Here is a 16,778-nt window from a genome sequence, read left to right on the forward strand (position 1 = left end):
ACCACGTCGACGTACTCGCAGCCGCCGTAGTAGCGCTTGCCCGGATAACCTTCCGCGTACTTGTTCGTGAGCTGCGAGCCCTGTGCGGCCATCACGGCCGGGCTCGTGTAGTTTTCCGACGCGATCAACTCGATGTGGTCTTCCTGGCGGCGGTTTTCCTGCTCGATCGCAGCAAAGATCTCGGGATCGACGTTCGCGATGGTGCTTTGGGCTCTGTCAAACATACGGTTTCCGTTAAGTGTGTACAGGTTGACCGGTGCGGCCGAGTACATTGCGTTGCTGGTGGAACCAGCTCGACGTGGCGGAAGAATCCGTATGACGCGAGACAGGACAGCCACCGGCGATGCACGCGACGGCGCACAACGGCTGCCCAGGCGAACGGCAAAAACGGCGCCCCGCGCTTCACGGTGGGATGCTCCACCTTGAACCCGAAGGGTTCTATCGCCAGTCACGCAGGGGTGATGAGCGCGTTAGTTTATTGGATGCGTCATGAATAGGCAACCGCGCCTCCCCCGCCGAATCAATGAGGGCCGGATTCCGCGCGCCGGGCCCGCGCGCTTCCGCGCCTTGCCGCGGTGCGGCAATCTCAGTAGGCTTGCGCGATACTATTGGCCACTTCGTCATCGACCAGGAGCAGCAGCAATGATCGTGTTCGTCACAGGCGCGTCCGCCGGCTTCGGCGCAGCCATCTCCCGTGCCTTCGTCAAGGGCGGCCACCGCGTCGTCGCCACCGCGCGCCGCAAGGATCGCCTCGATGCGCTCGCCGCGGAACTGGGCGACGCGCTGCTGCCGTTCGAACTCGACGTGCGCGACCGCGCCGCCGTCGAAGCGGTGCCGGCCGCCCTTCCCGCCGAATTCGCGGCGCTCGACGTGCTGGTCAACAACGCCGGCCTCGCGCTCGGTGTCGAGCCGGCCCAGAACGCCAGCCTCGACGAATGGCACACGATGATCGACACGAACTGCACCGGTCTCGTGACGGTCACGCACACGCTGCTGCCCGGGATGATCGCGCGCGGCCGCGGCCACATCTTCAACCTCGGTTCGGTCGCCGGCACCTACCCGTATCCCGGCGGAAACGTATACGGCGCAACCAAGGCTTTCGTCAGACAATTCAGCCTGAATCTGCGCGCCGACCTCGTCGGCACGCCGCTGCGCGTCACCGACATCGAGCCCGGCCTCTGCGGCGGCACGGAGTTCTCGAACGTGCGCTACCGCGGCGACGACGCGAAAGCAGCGAACGTCTATCAAAACGTCCAGCCGCTCACAGCCGAGGATATTGCCGACACCATCTACTGGATCGCGACGCGCCCCGCGCACGTCAACATCAATACGATCGAGATGATGCCGGTCGCGCAAGCGCCGGCCGGTCTGACGGTCCATCGCGGCTGACGCCTGGCACCGCGCGCCGCGGGCCCGCCACGGGCGACCCGCGTCGTGCCGTGCGGCACTACATTCCGTTACCAAACCGTAACGAATCGGGCCCCGGCCTTCCGGTAGAATGCGCGCCATGACTCAGCCTACCCGCTCTCCGGACACCTTGCGCGGCTTCATCTGGCCGGTGCGCGTGTACTACGAGGATACCGATGCAGGCGGCATCGTCTTCTATGCCAACTACCTGAAGTTCTTCGAGCGCGCCCGCACCGAGTGGCTGCGCGCGTGCGGCATCGATCAGCGCCAGCTCGCCGACGACACGGGCGCGATCTTCATCGTTCGCAGCACGTCGGTCGACTACCGCGCGCCGGCGCGACTCGACGACGCACTCGCGATCACGAGCCGCCCGGCACGCATCGGCCGCGCGTCGGTGGAGTTCACGCAGGAAGCGTGGCGTGGCGACACGCTGCTGGTCGCCGGGCATATCCGCCTCGGCTGCGTCGACCGTTCCGGTATCCGTCCCGCGGCGATCCCGCCGGTCGTCCTCGATGCACTGCAACGCGGGCCCGTCAACGAAGCTCGAATGAGCCCCGTTTAGACAAAGGCCATGAACTTGCCTTCCTGAATCGATACTAAGCAAGGTTCCGCGCCAGGGCTGCGTCGGCGCGCCGTACCGCACGCACCCGTGCGCCCTTGCCGGGCACCCCCGAAGGGACGTTACTCAAATCTCTATGAACACATCTCAAGACCTGTCGATCATTTCCCTCGTCCTCAACGCGAGCGTGCTCGCCCAGGCCGTGATGGGGCTGCTGTTGCTGCTGTCGCTGATGTCGTGGACCTTTATCTTCCGCAAGTGGTTCGCGATCCGCCGCGCACGCGCGCAGACCGAGCGCTTCGAAAAGGATTTCTGGTCGGGCGGCGACCTGCAGGCGCTGTACCAGAGCGCAGCCAATAACCGCCACACGATCGGCGCGCTCGAGCGCATCTTCGAAGCCGGCATGCGTGAATTCCTGAAGGCGAAGGAAAAGCGCCTGAGCGATCCGGGCCTCGTGCTCGACGGCGCACGCCGCGCGATGCGCGCGGCGTTCCAGCGCGAAATGGACGTGCTCGAAGCGAATCTCGCGTTCCTCGCGTCGGTCGGCTCGGTCAGCCCGTACATCGGTCTGTTCGGCACCGTGTGGGGCATCATGAATTCGTTCCGCGGCCTCGCGAACGTGCAGCAGGCCACGCTCGCGAACGTCGCGCCGGGCATCGCCGAGGCGCTCGTCGCCACCGCGATCGGCCTGTTCGCCGCGATTCCGGCCGTGGTCGCGTACAACCGCTACGCGCACGACATCGACCGCCTCGCGATCCGCTTCGAGACCTTCATCGAAGAATTCTCGAACATCCTGCAGCGTCAGGCCCAGTAAGGAGCTCGCCATGGCAGGAAGTCCCATTCGATCCAGCATGCGCGGCGGCCGCTCGCGCCGCGCGATGGCCGACATCAACGTCGTGCCGTATATCGACGTGATGCTCGTGCTGCTGGTGATCTTCATGGTGACGGCGCCGCTCGTCGCCCCGTCGATCATCAATCTGCCGACCGTCGGCAATGCCGCGCCGCAGGAGCAGACGCCGCCCGTCGTCGTCAACATCAACGCCGACCGCACGATGAGCGTCAAGTACAAGGGCGACTCCGGCGCGACGCAGGAAGACACGATGACCAAGGCCGAGCTCGACAGCTTCATCGTGGCCCGGCAGGCCGACCATCCGGACCAGCCGGTGGTGATCGCGGCCGACAAGACCGTGCAGTACGATGCGGTCATGACCGTGATGTCGGATCTGAAGGCGCGCGGCGTCAAGCGCGTCGGCCTCCTCGTCAAATCGCAATGAACCGGCAGCAACCCACGCGCGGCAACACCTACCCGTCGCAACCGCCACGCGAGCGCGGCACCTGGCGCGCGTTCGCGCTCGCCGCGCTGATGCACGTCCTGCTCGCGCTGTTCCTGTACCACGGCGTGCAGTGGCAGAACAGCACGCCGGCCGGCGCCGAAGCCGAACTGTGGACCGAGGTCCCCGACGTTCCCGCACCGCGGCCCGTCGTCGCACCGACGCCGCCCGTGAAGGTCGCGCCGCCCCCTCCCCCGGTGAGAGACGAACAGGCGGACATCGCGTTGCAGCAGAAGAAGCGCCAGCAACAAGAGGCGGCCGCACGCGAAGCGCAGCTCGAGCAGCAGCGCCGCGAGCAGCAGCTGAAGCAGCAGGAAGAGGAAGCGCGGCGCGCCCAGCTGGCGGCCCGGCAAGCGGCAGCGCTCGCCGCGGAAAAGGCCGCCGAACGCGAAAAGCAGAAGCAGGCGGCGAAGCTCAAGCAGCAACTCGCCGAGCAGCAAAAGCTCGAACAGCAGAAACTGGAGCAGCAAAAGCTCCAGCAGCAGAAGCAGGCGCAGCTCGAGGCCCAGCAGGCAGCCAAGGCGAAGGCCGACGCAGCCGCAAAGGAAAAGGCGGACGCGCAGGCTAAGGCAAAGGCCGAAGCGGCCGCGCGCGCGAAGGCCGACGCGGCGGCCAAGGCCAAGCTCGACCGGGAACGAAATGCGCGCCTCGCGCAGTTGCAGGGTCTCGCGGGCGCGGGCGACGGCGGCGGCCAGGGGCTCGCGAAAAGCGGCACCGGCACGGGCTCCGGCGGCAACGCGGCCTCGCCCGGCTATGCGGACAAGGTGCGCCGTCGCGTGAAGCCGAACATCGTCTGGGGCGGCGAGCGCGCCGGATTGACGACCGTCGTGAAGATTCGCTGCACGCCGTCGGGCGACCTGCTGAGCGTATCGGTCGCGCGGCCGAGCGGCAATTCGGGGTGGGATCAGGCGGTGGTCAGCGCGATCCAGGCGTCGGTACCGTTGCCGCCCGATACTGACGGTCGTACCCCATCGAGCATTACGATTACCTTCAAGGCGGCGGAGTGAACGGAAATGCGCTTACACTCCGGGCTTCGCTGCGAAACGGGAACGAACAGGGTATTTTTACTGTCTCTGCGCTTGCGCAGCGATCCAAGTCACATGGGAAGCAAGAAGCATGAGTTTGATGACGAAACTAGGTTTCAGGGCACTCGTGGCATCGTGTCTGATTGCGGCCGGCGGCGCCGCTAACGCGCAGGTCAACGTGCTGATCACCGGCGTCGGATCGACCCAGTTCCCCATCGCGACCGCGAATTTCGCGAACGAGGCGGGCCTGCCGCAGCAGGTCACGTCGATCGTGCGCGCCGACCTCGCCCGCAGCGGCAAATTCACCAACATCGACGCCGGCAGCACGCCCGTGCCCGAGACCGCCTCGGTCGATCTCGGCGCCTGGAAGGCCAAGGGCGCGAACGCGTTCGTCGCCGGCAGCGTGAACCGCGAAGCGAACGGTCAGTACAAGGTGAACTTCATCCTGTACGACACCGTCAAGCAGCAGAGCCTCGGCGGCCTGTCGCTGACCGCGAACGACACCACGCTGCGCACCGCCGGCCACAAGATCGCCGACTACATCTACCAGAAACTGCTCGGCGTGCGCGGCGTATTCGCCACGCGCCTGTCGTACGTGATCAAGACGGGCAACCGCTACCAGCTGCAGATCTCGGATTCGGACGGCCAGAACGCGCGCATCGCGCTGTCGAGCACCGAGCCGATCATCTCGCCGGCGTGGTCGCCGAGCGGCACGAAGGTTGCCTACGTGTCGTTCGAGCGCAAGAAGCCGATCGTCTACATCCACGACCTGCCGACCGGCCGCCGCTATATGGTCTCCGACCAGAAGGGCAACAACAGCGCACCGGCGTGGTCGCCGGACGGCAACACGCTGGCCGTCGCGCTGTCGCTGACGGGCAATACGCAGATCTATACGGTCAACGCCAACGGCGGCGGGCTGCGCCGGCTCACGCAGAGCAGCTCGATCGACACCGAGCCGTTCTATTCGCCGGACGGCCACTGGATCTACTTCACGAGCGACCGCGGCGGCGCGCCGCAGATCTACCGGATGCCCGCGCAAGGCGAAAGCGCCGGCGCGGCCCAGCGCGTGACCTTCACGGGCAGCTACAACACGAGCCCGCGCGTGAGCCCGGACGGCAAGCTGCTCGCCTACATCTCCCGCACCGGCGGGGGGTTCAAGCTGTACGTCCAGGATTTGCAGACCGGCGCGGCGAACGCCATCACGAACACCAATCGCGACGAATCGCCGAGCTTCGCGGCTAACGGCCAGTACATTCTCTACGCGACCCAGTCGGGCGGCCGCAACGTGCTGGCAGCAGTGCCCACCGACGGCAGCGCGCCGCCGCAGATTCTGTCCGTCCAGGGCGGCTCCGTTCGTGAGCCGTCGTGGGGACCCTTCATGCAATGACCACACAAGGAGAGTAACCATGATGTCGAATAAAGCTCGTCTGGCTCTGGCCGTGATGATGATCAGCGCGCTCGCAGCGTGCAAATCGGGCGTGAAGCTCGACGACAAGGCGAACAACGCCGGCGCGGTCAGCACGCAGCCGAGCGCCGACAACGTCGCGCAAGTGAACGTCGATCCGCTGAACGATCCGAACAGCCCGCTCGCGAAGCGCAGCATCTACTTCGACTTCGACAGCTATTCGGTGAAGGACGAGTACCAGCCGCTGCTGCAGCAACACGCTCAGTACCTGAAGAGCCACCCGCAGCGTCACGTGCTGATCCAGGGCAACACCGACGAACGCGGCACCAGCGAGTACAACCTCGCGCTGGGCCAGAAGCGTGCGGAAGCCGTCCGCCGCGCGATGGCGCTGCTCGGCGTGAACGACTCGCAGATGGAAGCCGTGAGCCTCGGCAAGGAAAAGCCGCAGGCAACGGGCCACGACGAAGCATCGTGGGCGCAGAACCGTCGCGCCGACCTCGTCTACCAACAGTAAGTAACGGAAGAATTGCCGTATGACGCACCGTGTATCCTGGCTGCGCGTTGCCGCAGCGTTCTGCGTCGTCGGCGCGGCGTGGTCGGCCGCGCCGGCGCACGCCGGCATGTTCGACGACAACGAGGCGCGCCGCGCCGTGCTCGATCTGCGCAGCAAGAGCGACAACCTGGCCAGCCAGTTGTCGGCAGCCCAGCGTACGATCCTCGATCAATCCGGCCGTATCGACCAGCTGAACCAGCAGGTCGCAACGCTACGCGGCGAGAACGAGGACCTGACGAACCGGCTGACGACGCTCGAACGGCAGCAGAAGGAGTACTACCAGGATCTCGACACGCGGCTCAAGAAGTTCGAGCCGCAACAGGCGACGATCGATGGTGTCGAAGGCACCGTTCAGCCCGGTGAAACGGATGCGCTCAGCGCGGCGCAGCAGCAGTTCCGCAACGGCAATTTCAAGGCTGCCGCGGCGTCGTTCCGCAGCTTCATCGCGAAGTATCCGCAAAGCCCGTACCAGCCGACCGCGCAATACTGGCTCGGCAATGCGCAATACGCGCTGCGCGACTACCGCGGGTCGACGGCGACTTGGCAGGCGATCGTGAGCAAGTATCCGCAGCATCCGCGCGCGGCCGATGCGCTCGTCGCGATCGGCACGAACCAGCTGGAACAAGGCCAGAAGGCGGCCGCGAAGAAGACGTTCGAGCAGGTCGTATCGCAGTACGCCGGGTCGAACGCGGCGCAGACGGCGCAGGGCAAGATCGAGAGCATCAAGTAAATCGTCGCGACGGGTCGTTGACAGGTATACGACCCGCCGCTATAATCTTTTGCTCTTTGGGTCGTTAGCTCAGTTGGTAGAGCAGCGGACTTTTAATCCGTTGGTCGCGTGTTCGAGTCACGCACGGCCTACCAAGGATGTAAAAAAGGGGCTTCCGGGAAACCGGAAGCCCCTTTTTCATTGATGCTCGCCGGTTGAGTCCCCGGGCTGCCGCGGCCGCGTCTCCATCGCCCTACCCGTTCTCCGACATCCTCGCCGCGACGACCACGCTCGTTCGCGTCATCCTGCACGCTGCGTGCGCAGCCATCGCCGCAGCGTCGCACCGAGCACCGCACGGAACGCCTGCTCCGAGTGCGAGCCGAGCGCTAACCCGATCGCCGCTTCGCCCGCGCCGCGTCTGCTGCAGGAACGCGCCACGCGCGCATCGTCCGGCTCCCCACGACGAACGGGCCAATACCCTTCCACGGAAATGTCGCGCCGAGATCGACCGGCAACAGATGAAACGCGACCATGCGACATCGCGAGCGGACGGTCGACGCCGGCCCGGGCAAGGCCGCCGCATGCATCCTTCACCTCGACGTGACTTCCTGCCCGACGACAACCATCGACGCCACGCGTCCATGAGACGTTTACGCCAAAAATGTCGCTATCGGCTATCGAAACCCTCATCCGTAACGCCCAGAATAGCCATGCATCGCCCGAGATCGCGGCACCAGCCGCTCAACCCATCCAAAGGACGCATCATGCTGAACTGGAACGAATACCGGAAGGAACTGACGACTCGCATCGGCGACATCGCGAAGCTCTCGCCCGACACGTTGGCCGGCTACAAGGCGCTGTCGGGCGCCGGCGCGAAGACGGGCCATCTCGACGCGAAGACGCGCGAGCTGATCGCCCTCGCGGTGGCCGTCACGACACGCTGCGACGGCTGTATCGCGGTGCACACTGCCGAAGCCGCGAAGCACGGCGCGACCAAGGAGGAAGTGGCCGAGGCGCTCGGCGTCGCGATCGCGCTGAATGCGGGCGCGGCGCTCGTCTACTCGGCACGCGTGATGGACGCGCTCGGCGACTGACGCGCGCGCCGCGTAGCCGCCGAATCGTCACCCGACGATCGCGGCGGCCAGTCCAGCGGGCCGGCCGCCGCGAACTCCGCTACCATGCGCGACAGTTCATCGCGAAGGAGCGCTCCATGTGCCGCTGGCTCGCCTACACCGGCAATCCGATCCCGCTCGAGACCGTGCTGTTTCGCGCGAAGCATTCGCTGATCGACCAGAGCCTGCATTCGGAACTCGGCGTGACGACGACCAACGGCGACGGCTTCGGGATCGGCTGGTACGGCCATCCCGATGAACTGCCGTTCCGCTACCGCTCCGTGCATCCCGCCTGGAACGACCGCAATCTGCGCGAAGCGGCCCGCGCGATCCACTCGCGCATGTTCGTCGCGCATATCCGCGCGGCGACCGATGGGCCCGTGCAGGAAACCAACTGCCATCCGTTCCGCCACGGCCGCTGGCTGTTCGCGCACAATGGGCTGATCCGCGATTTCCACAAGCTGCGCCGCGACCTGACGATGAAGGTCGACCCCGCGCTGTTCTCGACGCTGGAAGGCTCGACCGACTCCGAATTGATGTTTCGTCTCGCGCTGACCTACGGCCTGGAGCAAGCCCCGCTGCCCGCGCTCGAGCGCATGGTCGGCGTGATCGAGGAAACCGCGGCGCGGTATCGCGTCGCCGAGCCGCTCAACATGACGGTCTGCGCGACCGACGGCGAGCGGATCGTCGCGGCGCGCTATTCGAGCGAACGGCAATCGCGATCGCTGTTCCACAGCACGTCGTTCAGGCATTTGCACGAACTGTATCCGCACAATCCGCGTATCGCGGAAGTGGGCAACGATGCGTTCATGGTCGTATCCGAGCCGCTCGTCGACCTGCGCGGCGCATGGGAAGAAGTGCCCGAAAGCACGGCAATCGTCGCGCATGGGGCCGATGTACAGCAGCGGCCATTCAATCCAAGGCACAAGTGACGCGCTTTTCTCGGAATATCAGTCACTTGCCGAGGGCGCGGCATTGCGCCAGGGGATATTTATCCGCGGAAATTCGCGGCGTAAAACCTCGCGCAAAAAATATGATTCTAAAATCCTCGAGATTGACATCCGATTAACGAACCATCTTACGGCCCCATTTTAATCTGGCAATTCTATTTAAAACGGAAATACTCGCCACCGCATTATCCGTGCCGAAATGGAAAGTCACGCCATTACGCGCGCGATACGCTGATGCGATGTCAGCCATACCGGGCAAGGCGGCGGCAATAATGCCTGGGTTCGTTTCAATTCGATTACCACCCTTATTTCAAATTGTTACGCAGTCCGTGGAAATTGCCAGTCGCGCACCCTCCGCTGCAATATTTCGTAATAAGATAGGAAATTTACGAGACATCGAAAAGCACGTTACAATCGGCCGACATTGCGATCGACAGATCGACTCAAAACAAAATTGCCCCTCGATTTTCGGCATATCGGCTCTGAAATGAATCATCCTGCCAATCCTTCTCCGCCCGATCCATTGTCCGGCGGCCGCAGCGCATTTTCGGGCCCGAACCCGCGCCCGTTCGTCGTGTGGCTGACGGGCGTGTCGGGCGCCGGCAAGTCCACGCTCGCCAGCTTGCTGAAGCTGCAGCTGGACGCGCTCGGGCATCGAACTTATCTGCTCGACGGCGACACGCTGCGCGAAGGGTTGAACCGGGATCTCGGCTTCAGCGATGCCGACCGGCGCGAGAACATCCGACGCACGGCCGAAGTGGCGCGGCTGATGACGGATGCGGGCTTCATCGTGATCGCCGCGCTGATCTCGCCGTTCGCGGACGCACGCGCCCAAGCGCGTGCGCGCTTCGCGCCCGGCACCTTCGTCGAGGTATTCGTCGACGTGGCGCTGGAGGTTGCCGAGGCACGCGATCCGAAGGGGCTGTACGTGTTGGCGCGACGCGGAACCATCCAGCAATTCACCGGCATCGGCTCGCCGTACGAGCAACCGGAGTCGCCCGAAGTACACGTGAGGACGGCGGAGGCGAGCCCCGACGCCTGCGTGGCCGAGATCATGCGGCAATTGCCGTTGTAGGCCGCGCTCGCACTGCAAGCATCGAGACACCATTGCGGCGAGCACGCGCAACACATCGACTGCGGCGCGCCCCGCATCCGGGTCGTCCGGTCATCCACGGCAGCGGCTGCACGTCGATTCCTTCGTCGAGCGCCGCATGCGCCGCCTGCGCACCCGCACCGCAACCAATGCACAAAAAAGCGGGGCAGCTCCCGTCGAGCTGCCCCGCTTTTTACTTCAATCGACAGAAACCGCGCCTGCTCAGCGTCCGCCCGTCTTCTGCGTGCTGCCCGACTGCCGCCCGCGCACCAGCTTCCACAACGCACCGAGCGCAACCGGCACGACGGCGGCGCCGATCCCCGCCAGCACGATCACGTTCAGGTACTGCCGGATGAACGGAATATTGCCGAAGAAGTAACCGAGCAGCACCAGCAGCAGCACCCACAGGAGCGCCCCGATCACGTTGAACAACTGGAAGCGCGTGAAGCTCATCGCCGATGCACCGGCGACGAACGGCGCGAACGTGCGCACCACCGGGATGAACCGCGCGAGCACGATCGTCTTGCCGCCATGCTTGTCGTAGAACGAATGCGTCTTCTGCAGCGCCGCGCGATCGAGGAAGCGCTCGAGCACCGGGATATGCGTATTGAACACCTTCGGCCCGATCCAGCGGCCGATCAGGTAGTTGACGGTATTGCCGGCCGTCGCCGCGACGAGCAGCAGCGCGATCAACGCGCCGACGTTCATGTCGCCGGTTGCCGCGAACGCACCGCCGATGAACAGCAGCGAATCGCCGGGCAGGAACGGCAGCACGACGAGCCCCGTCTCGCAGAACACGATCAGGAACAACACCAGATACACCCATGCGCCGTACTGCCGGATGAAGTCGCCGAGGAACGCGTCGATGTGCAGGACCAGGTTGACGAAATGAAGCAGCGTATCCAAATGCGATTCCTCGAAGGCGAAGGGCCGGACCGGCCGGAACAAGCGTGAACGCCCGCCGGACAAGGCGGCGCGCGCAACGGAGCCCCATGATACCGAAACTACCTTAAGGCTCCGTGAAAAAACGTAACGGCCGGCGGCTCCGGCACGCCGCCGCCGCGTCGCTATAATTCGGCCATGTCCGAAATCACCCAAACGGTCGCGGGCGACGCGTCCGCCCCTGCCCCGCGCCGCCTGCGCGCGATCCTGCCGCTGCCCGACCAGCTGATCAGCCAGATCGCGGCCGGCGAGGTCGTCGAGCGCCCGGCGTCGGTCGTCAAGGAATTGCTCGAGAACGCGATGGACGCCGGCGCGCGCTCGCTGCGCATCGTGCTCGAGGAAGGCGGCGTCAAGCGCATCTCGATCACCGACGACGGCTGCGGCATTCCGCCCGACGAGCTGCCGCTCGCGCTGATGCGCCACGCGACCAGCAAGATCCGCTCGCTCGAAGAGCTCGAGGCCGTGGCGACGCTCGGTTTTCGCGGCGAAGCGCTGGCGTCGATCGCGTCGGTCGCCGAGCTGGCGATCACCAGCCGCACGGCCGACGTCGCGCATGCGACGAAGATCGACGCGACGACCGGCGCGCTGTCGCCGGCCGCCGGCGCGGTCGGCACGACGATCGAGGTGCGCGAGCTGTACTTCAACACGCCCGCGCGCCGCAAATTCCTGAAAAGCGAGCAGACCGAGTTCGGCCACTGCATTGAAATGATCCGCCGCGCGGCGCTCGCACGCCCGGACGTCGCGATCTCGGTGCTGCACAACGGCAAGGCCGTCGAGCACTGGAACGCGAGCGAACCGGCGCAGCGCGTCGCGAAGATCCTCGGCGACGGCTTCGCGACCGCCCATCTGCCGCTCGACGAACGGGCCGGGCCGCTGGCCGTATACGGCTGCGCCGGCCTGCCGACCGCGAGCCGCGGCCGCGCGGACCAGCAATACTTCTTCGTGAACGGCCGCTTCGTGCGCGACAAGCTGCTCACGCACGCGGTGCGCGCCGCGTATGAGGACGTGCTGCACGGCGACCGCTATCCGTCCTACGTGCTGTTCCTCGACCTGCCGCCGGAAGCCGTCGACGTGAACGTGCATCCGTCGAAGATCGAAGTGCGCTTCCGCGATTCGCGCTCGATCCACCAATACGTGTTCCACGCGGTGCAGCGCGCGCTCGCGCGCCATGCGGGCGCGTCGCCGGACACGACCGCCGGCGGCCACGCCGCGCACCTCGAAGCCACGCCACGCGAGCCCGCCTCGTTCGGCGATACGCCGCTCGGTCAGCGCAGCGCGGCGGGCACGGGCGCGACGGGCTTTTCGCCGGCGGCTTCGTTCGGTGCGTCGTCGGGCTCCTCGTCCACTTCGTCCACCTCGTCCGCCTCGTCGCCCGGCAGCACGTGGATGCGTCAGGCGCGCATGACGCAGGGCACGCTGCCGGTCGCACAGCCGCTCGCGCTCTACGACGCGCTGTTCGGCCGCAAGGACACGGCCGCCGGCACGCCGCTGATCGCACGCGATTCCGCCGATCCAGCCGACCCGTCGCGCACTCCGCTGCCCGGCTTCGCCGCCATGCCGCTCGCGGCCGCCGCGCACGACGAGCAGCCGCTCGGCTTCGCGCTCGGCCAGATCCACGGGATCTATGTGCTCGCGCAAAACGCGCACGGCCTCGTGATCGTCGACATGCACGCGGCCCACGAACGAATTCTCTACGAGCAGTTCAAGAACGCGCTCGCCGATCGCACGGTCGCCGTGCAGTCGCTGCTGCTGCCGATATCGATGACGGCGACGCCGGTCGAGATCGGCACCGTCGAGGAAGAGCGCGACACGCTCGAATCGCTCGGCTTCGATCTCGCGGTGCTGTCGCCGACGACGCTTGCGATCCGCGCGGTGCCCGCGCTGCTGAAGGATGCCGACCTGCAGTCGCTCGCCCGCGCGGTGCTGGCCGATCTGCATGCGTTCGGCGGCTCGCGCGTGCTCACCGAGCGCCAGCACGAGCTGCTCGGCACGCTCGCGTGTCACCACGCGGTGCGCGCGAACCGGCGCCTGACGCTCGACGAGATGAACGCGCTGCTGCGGCAGATGGAAGCGACCGAGCGCGCCGATCAATGCAATCACGGCCGACCGACGTGGTATCAGCTGACGCTGAACGACCTCGACCGCCTGTTCATGCGCGGCCAATGAGCGTTTCGTTGCAGTCCCGTCCGACGACGATCGCATGCCTGCTCGGCCCCACCGCGTCCGGCAAGACGGCCGCCGCGCTCGCGCTGGCCGCGCGCCGGCCGATCGAGATCGTCAGCGTCGATTCGGCGCTGGTCTACCGCGACATGGATATCGGCACCGCGAAACCGACGCGCGACGAACGCGCGCGCGTGCCGCACCATCTGATCGACATCATCGACCCGGCCGATTCGTACTCGGCCGCGAGCTTTCGCGCGGACACGCTGCGGCTGATCGGCGAGATCGCCGCGCGCGGCAACACGCCGCTGCTCGCCGGCGGCACGATGCTGTACTACAAGGCGCTGACGCAGGGGCTCAACGACCTGCCGGGCGCCGACCCGGCGCTGCGCGCGGAACTCGATGCCGACGCCGCACGCGACGGCTGGCCCGCGCTTCATGCGCGGCTCGCGCGGATCGATCCGGCGACCGCCGCGCGGCTCGCGCCGAACGATGCGCAGCGCATCCAGCGCGCGCTCGAGGTGTGCATGCTGAGCGGGCAACCGATGTCCACGCTGCTCGCCGCGCCGCGCGCCGCGGACGATGCGGCCGCCGCCTACCGCTTCGTGCCGGTCGCGCTCGAGCCGTCGGACCGCGCGGTGCTGCATGCGCGCATCGCGCAGCGCTTCGACGCGATGCTCGAGGCGGGCTTCATCGACGAAGTCGAACGACTGCGCCGCCGCGAGGATCTTCATCTGGGGCTGCCGTCGATGCGCTGCGTCGGCTACCGGCAGGCGTGGGAGTACCTCGACGGCGCCATCGACTACCGGACGATGCGCGACAAGGGCATCTTCGCGACGCGCCAGCTGTGCAAACGGCAGATCACGTGGCTGCGCGCGATGCCCGAACGGATCGTGGTCGACTGCATCGCACGCGATTCGACCGCGCAGGCGCTCGATGCGCTCGAGCGCGTGCTCGACGGCCTCGCCGCGCGCTGACGCGCCCGCGTCGCGAGCCGCCGCACTTACTGCGCGAGCGTCACGAGATTGGCGTCGCGCACCAGCTGCCAGCGGCCGTCGCGCTTGCGGAAGATCGTCAGCGTGTGGCCCGAGCGCCGCACGGTGTCGCCGCCCGGCGGCGTCGCGTCGATCTCGATGAAATTGCGCAGATACGCCCAGTCGCCCATCACGCGCAGCTCGTCGATCCGGTAACGGCCGTCGACGGCCGCCGCGTGCGCGCCGCGCGATGCGGCTGCGAACGCCGCCTTGTCGAACGGCGGCTGGCCGGCGACCATGAAGATCGCATCGTCGGCGATCAGGTCGAGCACGGTCGCCAGATCGCCGCGGCGGCTCGACACGAACCAGGTTTCCACCAGCGTGCGAATCGCGTGTTCGTCTTCGGTCATCGTCGTCCCTCCTTCAATGCCGCATCGGCACGCCCGCGCCGAGCGCGAAAAAAAACCGCCCGGATCGTCTCCGGGCGGCTTTCGTCACTGCATGCTGCGGCGGCGCGTCAGACCACGACCGTCTGCGCCTCGCCTTCGCGGCTCGCACGCACGGTGCCGATCTTCCACACCTGCTCGCCGGCGGCCGTCAGGTCGGCGATCGCCGCGTCCGCATCGGCTGCCGCGACGATCACGGCCATCCCGATCCCGCAGTTGAACACGCGGTGCATTTCGGCGTCCGCAACGCCGCCGTGCTCCTGCAGCCACTTGAACAGCGGCGGCAGCGGCCAGGCGTTCTGGTCGAGCTCGGCGGTGAGGCCTTCGCGCAGCACGCGCGGAATGTTCTCGACGAGGCCGCCGCCGGTGATGTGCGCCATGCCCTTCACCGTCAGCTTCTGCATCAGCGCGAGCAGCGGCTTCACGTAGATGCGGGTGGGCGCCATCAGCGTGTCGGCCAGCGAGCGGCCGTGGAAATCGGCCGACAGGTCGGGGTTCGCGCGCTCGATGATCTTGCGCACCAGCGAGAAGCCGTTCGAATGGATGCCGCTCGATGCGAGGCCGAGCACCACGTCGCCTGCGCCGATCGTGCTGCCGTCGATGATCTTGCTCTTCTCGACCGCGCCGACCGCAAAACCGGCCAGGTCGTATTCGCCGTCCGGGTACATGCCCGGCATCTCGGCCGTTTCGCCGCCGATCAGCGCGCAGCCCGACAGCTCGCAGCCATGGGCGATGCCCTTGACGACGGTCGCGGCCGTGTCGACGTCGAGCTTGCCGCAGGCGAAGTAGTCGAGGAAGAACAGCGGCTCGGCGCCTTGCACGAGGATGTCGTTCACGCTCATCGCGACCAGATCCTGGCCGACCGTGTCGTGTTTGTTCAGATGAAATGCGAGCTTCAGCTTGGTGCCCACGCCGTCGGTGCCCGACACGAGCACGGGCTCCCGGTACTTCTTCGGCACTTCGAACAGCGCGCCGAAGCCGCCGATGCCGCCGAGCACGCCGTCGCGCAGCGTTTTCTTCGCAAAAGGCTTGATCTTGTCGATGAGCGCGTCGCCCGCGTCGATGTCGACGCCTGCGTCGCGGTAGGACAGACCCTGAGCGTCGGGAGCGGATTTCGGAGGATTCATGGGGGAATGCGAGAAGGTCGGTAAAATGCGATTTTACCCGAAGCCGGCCCGTTGGCCGGAATTCCCAGCACCGATTCGTCAGGGATTGCATCTTGGTCGACACGTCCCCGTTTTTCCCGCTCCGCGAGCCGTGCGCCACGCTGCGCACGCGGATGCGCGCGGCCACGCGGGCGGCCGGTGTCGGCGCGATCCCCGGTGCGTGCCCCGCGTACGGCACGCGTTTCGTCAACCGCCTCGCATTGTGACCGTCGTGACCCGTCAACTGACGCTCGATCTCGGCACGCCGCCGCCCGCCACGTTCGACAACTTCATCATGAACGAGGAGAACGACGAGCTCGTGTCGCGGCTCCAGAAGCTCGACCTCGCGCTCGCGGCGGGCCCCGTGCCGGACCGGTCGTTCTACATCTGGGGCGAGCCGGGCAGCGGCCGCACCCACCTGCTGCAGGCGCTCGTGAGCGACGCGTCGTACGGCTATGCGCGCTACCTGACGCCGCAGAGCCCGCTCGGCGCGTTCACGTTCGACCCGCGCATCGGCATCTACGCGATCGACGACTGCGACAAGATGAGCGACACGCAGCAGGTCGCGCTGTTCAACCTGTTCAACGAAGTCCGCGCGCATCCGTCGAGCGCGTTCGTGGCCGCGGGCCCCGCGGCGCCGCTCGCGCTCGACGTGCGCGAAGACCTGCGCACGCGGCTCGGCTGGGGGCTGGTGTTCCACCTGTCGCCGCCGTCCGACGCCGGCAAGATCGCCGTGCTGAAGCTCGCGGCGAAGGAGCGCGGCATCGCACTCACCGACGACATCGCCGCGTACCTGCTGACCCATTTCCGCCGTGACATGCCGAGCCTGATGGCGCTGCTCGACGCGCTCGACCGCTTCTCGCTCGAGCAGAAGCGCGCGGTCACGCTGCCGCTGCTGCGCCGGATGCTGGCGCGCCCGGGCGACGACATCGCGCCGCCCGGCACAGGCCCGAACCGCTTCGAGTAA

General features: G+C 66.6%; 18 protein-coding genes, 1 tRNA gene, 1 pseudogene and 1 riboswitch. Of the genes and pseudogenes, 16 read left to right on the top strand and 4 right to left on the bottom strand.

Annotated features, from left to right (window positions below; genetic code table 11):
- Positions 1-224, bottom strand: a pseudogene (glyA, locus tag C3Y15_RS25120) (serine hydroxymethyltransferase); the annotation flags it as partial.
- 137 nt (positions 225-361) lie between these two features.
- Positions 362-462: riboswitch (ZMP/ZTP riboswitch) on the bottom strand.
- 180 nt (positions 463-642) lie between these two features.
- Here glyA and C3Y15_RS25130 point away from each other — a divergent pair.
- From C3Y15_RS25130 to cysC, 12 genes are all read left to right on the top strand, one after another.
- Entirely contained in the window at positions 643-1,389 is a 747-nt protein-coding gene (locus tag C3Y15_RS25130) for an SDR family oxidoreductase (protein WP_011883400.1), read from the top strand.
- A gap of 109 nt (positions 1,390-1,498) precedes the next feature.
- Positions 1,499-1,969, top strand: a complete 471-nt coding sequence (ybgC, locus tag C3Y15_RS25135) for a tol-pal system-associated acyl-CoA thioesterase (protein WP_059605673.1) — start codon at positions 1,499-1,501, stop codon at positions 1,967-1,969.
- A gap of 133 nt (positions 1,970-2,102) precedes the next feature.
- On the top strand, positions 2,103-2,780 hold the full coding sequence (tolQ, locus tag C3Y15_RS25140) for a protein TolQ (RefSeq protein ID WP_011883396.1): 678 nt from the start codon (positions 2,103-2,105) through the stop codon (positions 2,778-2,780).
- A gap of 10 nt (positions 2,781-2,790) precedes the next feature.
- The gene (gene tolR, locus C3Y15_RS25145; RefSeq protein WP_011883394.1) at positions 2,791-3,240 is read left to right on the top strand and encodes a protein TolR; all 450 of its coding nucleotides are present in this window, start codon (positions 2,791-2,793) and stop codon (positions 3,238-3,240) included.
- Entirely contained in the window at positions 3,237-4,304 is a 1,068-nt protein-coding gene (gene tolA, locus C3Y15_RS25150) for a cell envelope integrity protein TolA (protein ID WP_034194460.1), read from the top strand. Before tolR ends, tolA begins: the two co-directional genes overlap by 4 nt.
- Positions 4,305-4,413: 109 nt before the next feature.
- Positions 4,414-5,709 carry a Tol-Pal system beta propeller repeat protein TolB gene (tolB, locus tag C3Y15_RS25155; RefSeq protein WP_011883392.1) on the top strand — a complete coding sequence of 432 codons (1,296 nt, stop codon included), beginning with the start codon at positions 4,414-4,416 and terminating at the stop codon, positions 5,707-5,709.
- 19 nt (positions 5,710-5,728) lie between these two features.
- Positions 5,729-6,241: a peptidoglycan-associated lipoprotein Pal gene (gene pal, locus C3Y15_RS25160; RefSeq protein ID WP_011883386.1), complete on the top strand. Its 513-nt coding sequence runs from the start codon at positions 5,729-5,731 to the stop codon at positions 6,239-6,241.
- Positions 6,242-6,260: 19 nt separating this feature from the next.
- Positions 6,261-7,010: a tol-pal system protein YbgF gene (gene ybgF, locus C3Y15_RS25165; RefSeq protein WP_011883385.1), complete on the top strand. Its 750-nt coding sequence runs from the start codon at positions 6,261-6,263 to the stop codon at positions 7,008-7,010.
- Positions 7,011-7,068: 58 nt separating this feature from the next.
- Positions 7,069-7,144: transfer RNA gene (locus tag C3Y15_RS25170), tRNA-Lys, on the top strand.
- A gap of 609 nt (positions 7,145-7,753) precedes the next feature.
- Entirely contained in the window at positions 7,754-8,083 is a 330-nt protein-coding gene (locus C3Y15_RS25175; protein WP_011883382.1) for a carboxymuconolactone decarboxylase family protein, read from the top strand.
- Between the two features lie 116 nt (positions 8,084-8,199).
- The gene (locus C3Y15_RS25180; RefSeq protein ID WP_014722496.1) at positions 8,200-9,033 is read left to right on the top strand and encodes a class II glutamine amidotransferase; all 834 of its coding nucleotides are present in this window, start codon (positions 8,200-8,202) and stop codon (positions 9,031-9,033) included.
- Between the two features lie 505 nt (positions 9,034-9,538).
- On the top strand, positions 9,539-10,126 hold the full coding sequence (cysC, locus tag C3Y15_RS25185) for an adenylyl-sulfate kinase (RefSeq protein ID WP_069239017.1): 588 nt from the start codon (positions 9,539-9,541) through the stop codon (positions 10,124-10,126).
- A gap of 240 nt (positions 10,127-10,366) precedes the next feature.
- On the opposite strand, the gene C3Y15_RS25190 is transcribed toward cysC, so the two are convergent.
- Positions 10,367-11,050 carry a DedA family protein gene (locus C3Y15_RS25190; protein ID WP_014722494.1) on the bottom strand — a complete coding sequence of 228 codons (684 nt, stop codon included), beginning with the start codon at positions 11,048-11,050 and terminating at the stop codon, positions 10,367-10,369.
- Between the two features lie 174 nt (positions 11,051-11,224).
- On the opposite strand from C3Y15_RS25190, the gene mutL reads away from it, so the two are divergent.
- On the top strand, positions 11,225-13,252 hold the full coding sequence (gene mutL / locus C3Y15_RS25195; RefSeq protein WP_034194459.1) for a DNA mismatch repair endonuclease MutL: 2,028 nt from the start codon (positions 11,225-11,227) through the stop codon (positions 13,250-13,252).
- Positions 13,249-14,223 (top strand): tRNA (adenosine(37)-N6)-dimethylallyltransferase MiaA, encoded by a 975-nt coding sequence (miaA, locus tag C3Y15_RS25200; protein ID WP_069246145.1) that lies wholly within the window; start codon positions 13,249-13,251, stop codon positions 14,221-14,223. Before mutL ends, miaA begins: the two co-directional genes overlap by 4 nt.
- 26 nt (positions 14,224-14,249) lie before the next feature.
- On the opposite strand, the gene C3Y15_RS25205 is transcribed toward miaA, so the two are convergent.
- Together C3Y15_RS25205 and purM are read right to left on the bottom strand one after the other, a co-directional pair.
- Positions 14,250-14,630, bottom strand: coding sequence for a nuclear transport factor 2 family protein (locus C3Y15_RS25205; RefSeq protein WP_011883373.1), 381 nt, complete (start codon positions 14,628-14,630; stop codon positions 14,250-14,252).
- A gap of 107 nt (positions 14,631-14,737) precedes the next feature.
- Positions 14,738-15,793, bottom strand: coding sequence for a phosphoribosylformylglycinamidine cyclo-ligase (gene purM / locus C3Y15_RS25210; RefSeq protein ID WP_011883372.1), 1,056 nt, complete (start codon positions 15,791-15,793; stop codon positions 14,738-14,740).
- 92 nt (positions 15,794-15,885) lie between these two features.
- Here purM and C3Y15_RS31845 point away from each other — a divergent pair, with 92 nt between their 5' ends.
- Positions 15,886-16,038, top strand: coding sequence for a hypothetical protein (locus C3Y15_RS31845; protein WP_162471374.1), 153 nt, complete (start codon positions 15,886-15,888; stop codon positions 16,036-16,038).
- 5 nt (positions 16,039-16,043) lie between these two features.
- Positions 16,044-16,778: a DnaA regulatory inactivator Hda gene (hda, locus tag C3Y15_RS25215; protein ID WP_011883371.1), complete on the top strand. Its 735-nt coding sequence runs from the start codon at positions 16,044-16,046 to the stop codon at positions 16,776-16,778.

Source organism: Burkholderia sp. B10, from assembly GCF_004368385.1.
Classification (GTDB): Bacteria; Pseudomonadota; Gammaproteobacteria; order Burkholderiales; family Burkholderiaceae; genus Burkholderia; species Burkholderia vietnamiensis.

Coding starts and splice junctions, on each gene's coding strand:
- C3Y15_RS25180 (WP_014722496.1), top strand. CDS start 8,200: ATGTGCCGCTGGCTCGCCTACACCGGCAATCCGATCCCGCTCGAGACC.
- mutL (WP_034194459.1), top strand. CDS start 11,225: ATGTCCGAAATCACCCAAACGGTCGCGGGCGACGCGTCCGCCCCTGCC.
- cysC (WP_069239017.1), top strand. CDS start 9,539: ATGAATCATCCTGCCAATCCTTCTCCGCCCGATCCATTGTCCGGCGGC.
- pal (WP_011883386.1), top strand. CDS start 5,729: ATGATGTCGAATAAAGCTCGTCTGGCTCTGGCCGTGATGATGATCAGC.
- tolA (WP_034194460.1), top strand. CDS start 3,237: ATGAACCGGCAGCAACCCACGCGCGGCAACACCTACCCGTCGCAACCG.
- ybgC (WP_059605673.1), top strand. CDS start 1,499: ATGCGCGCCATGACTCAGCCTACCCGCTCTCCGGACACCTTGCGCGGC.
- C3Y15_RS25130 (WP_011883400.1), top strand. CDS start 643: ATGATCGTGTTCGTCACAGGCGCGTCCGCCGGCTTCGGCGCAGCCATC.
- tolQ (WP_011883396.1), top strand. CDS start 2,103: ATGAACACATCTCAAGACCTGTCGATCATTTCCCTCGTCCTCAACGCG.
- miaA (WP_069246145.1), top strand. CDS start 13,249: ATGAGCGTTTCGTTGCAGTCCCGTCCGACGACGATCGCATGCCTGCTC.
- tolR (WP_011883394.1), top strand. CDS start 2,791: ATGGCAGGAAGTCCCATTCGATCCAGCATGCGCGGCGGCCGCTCGCGC.
- C3Y15_RS25175 (WP_011883382.1), top strand. CDS start 7,754: ATGCTGAACTGGAACGAATACCGGAAGGAACTGACGACTCGCATCGGC.
- purM (WP_011883372.1), bottom strand. CDS start 15,793: ATGAATCCTCCGAAATCCGCTCCCGACGCTCAGGGTCTGTCCTACCGC.
- ybgF (WP_011883385.1), top strand. CDS start 6,261: ATGACGCACCGTGTATCCTGGCTGCGCGTTGCCGCAGCGTTCTGCGTC.
- tolB (WP_011883392.1), top strand. CDS start 4,414: ATGAGTTTGATGACGAAACTAGGTTTCAGGGCACTCGTGGCATCGTGT.
- C3Y15_RS25205 (WP_011883373.1), bottom strand. CDS start 14,630: ATGACCGAAGACGAACACGCGATTCGCACGCTGGTGGAAACCTGGTTC.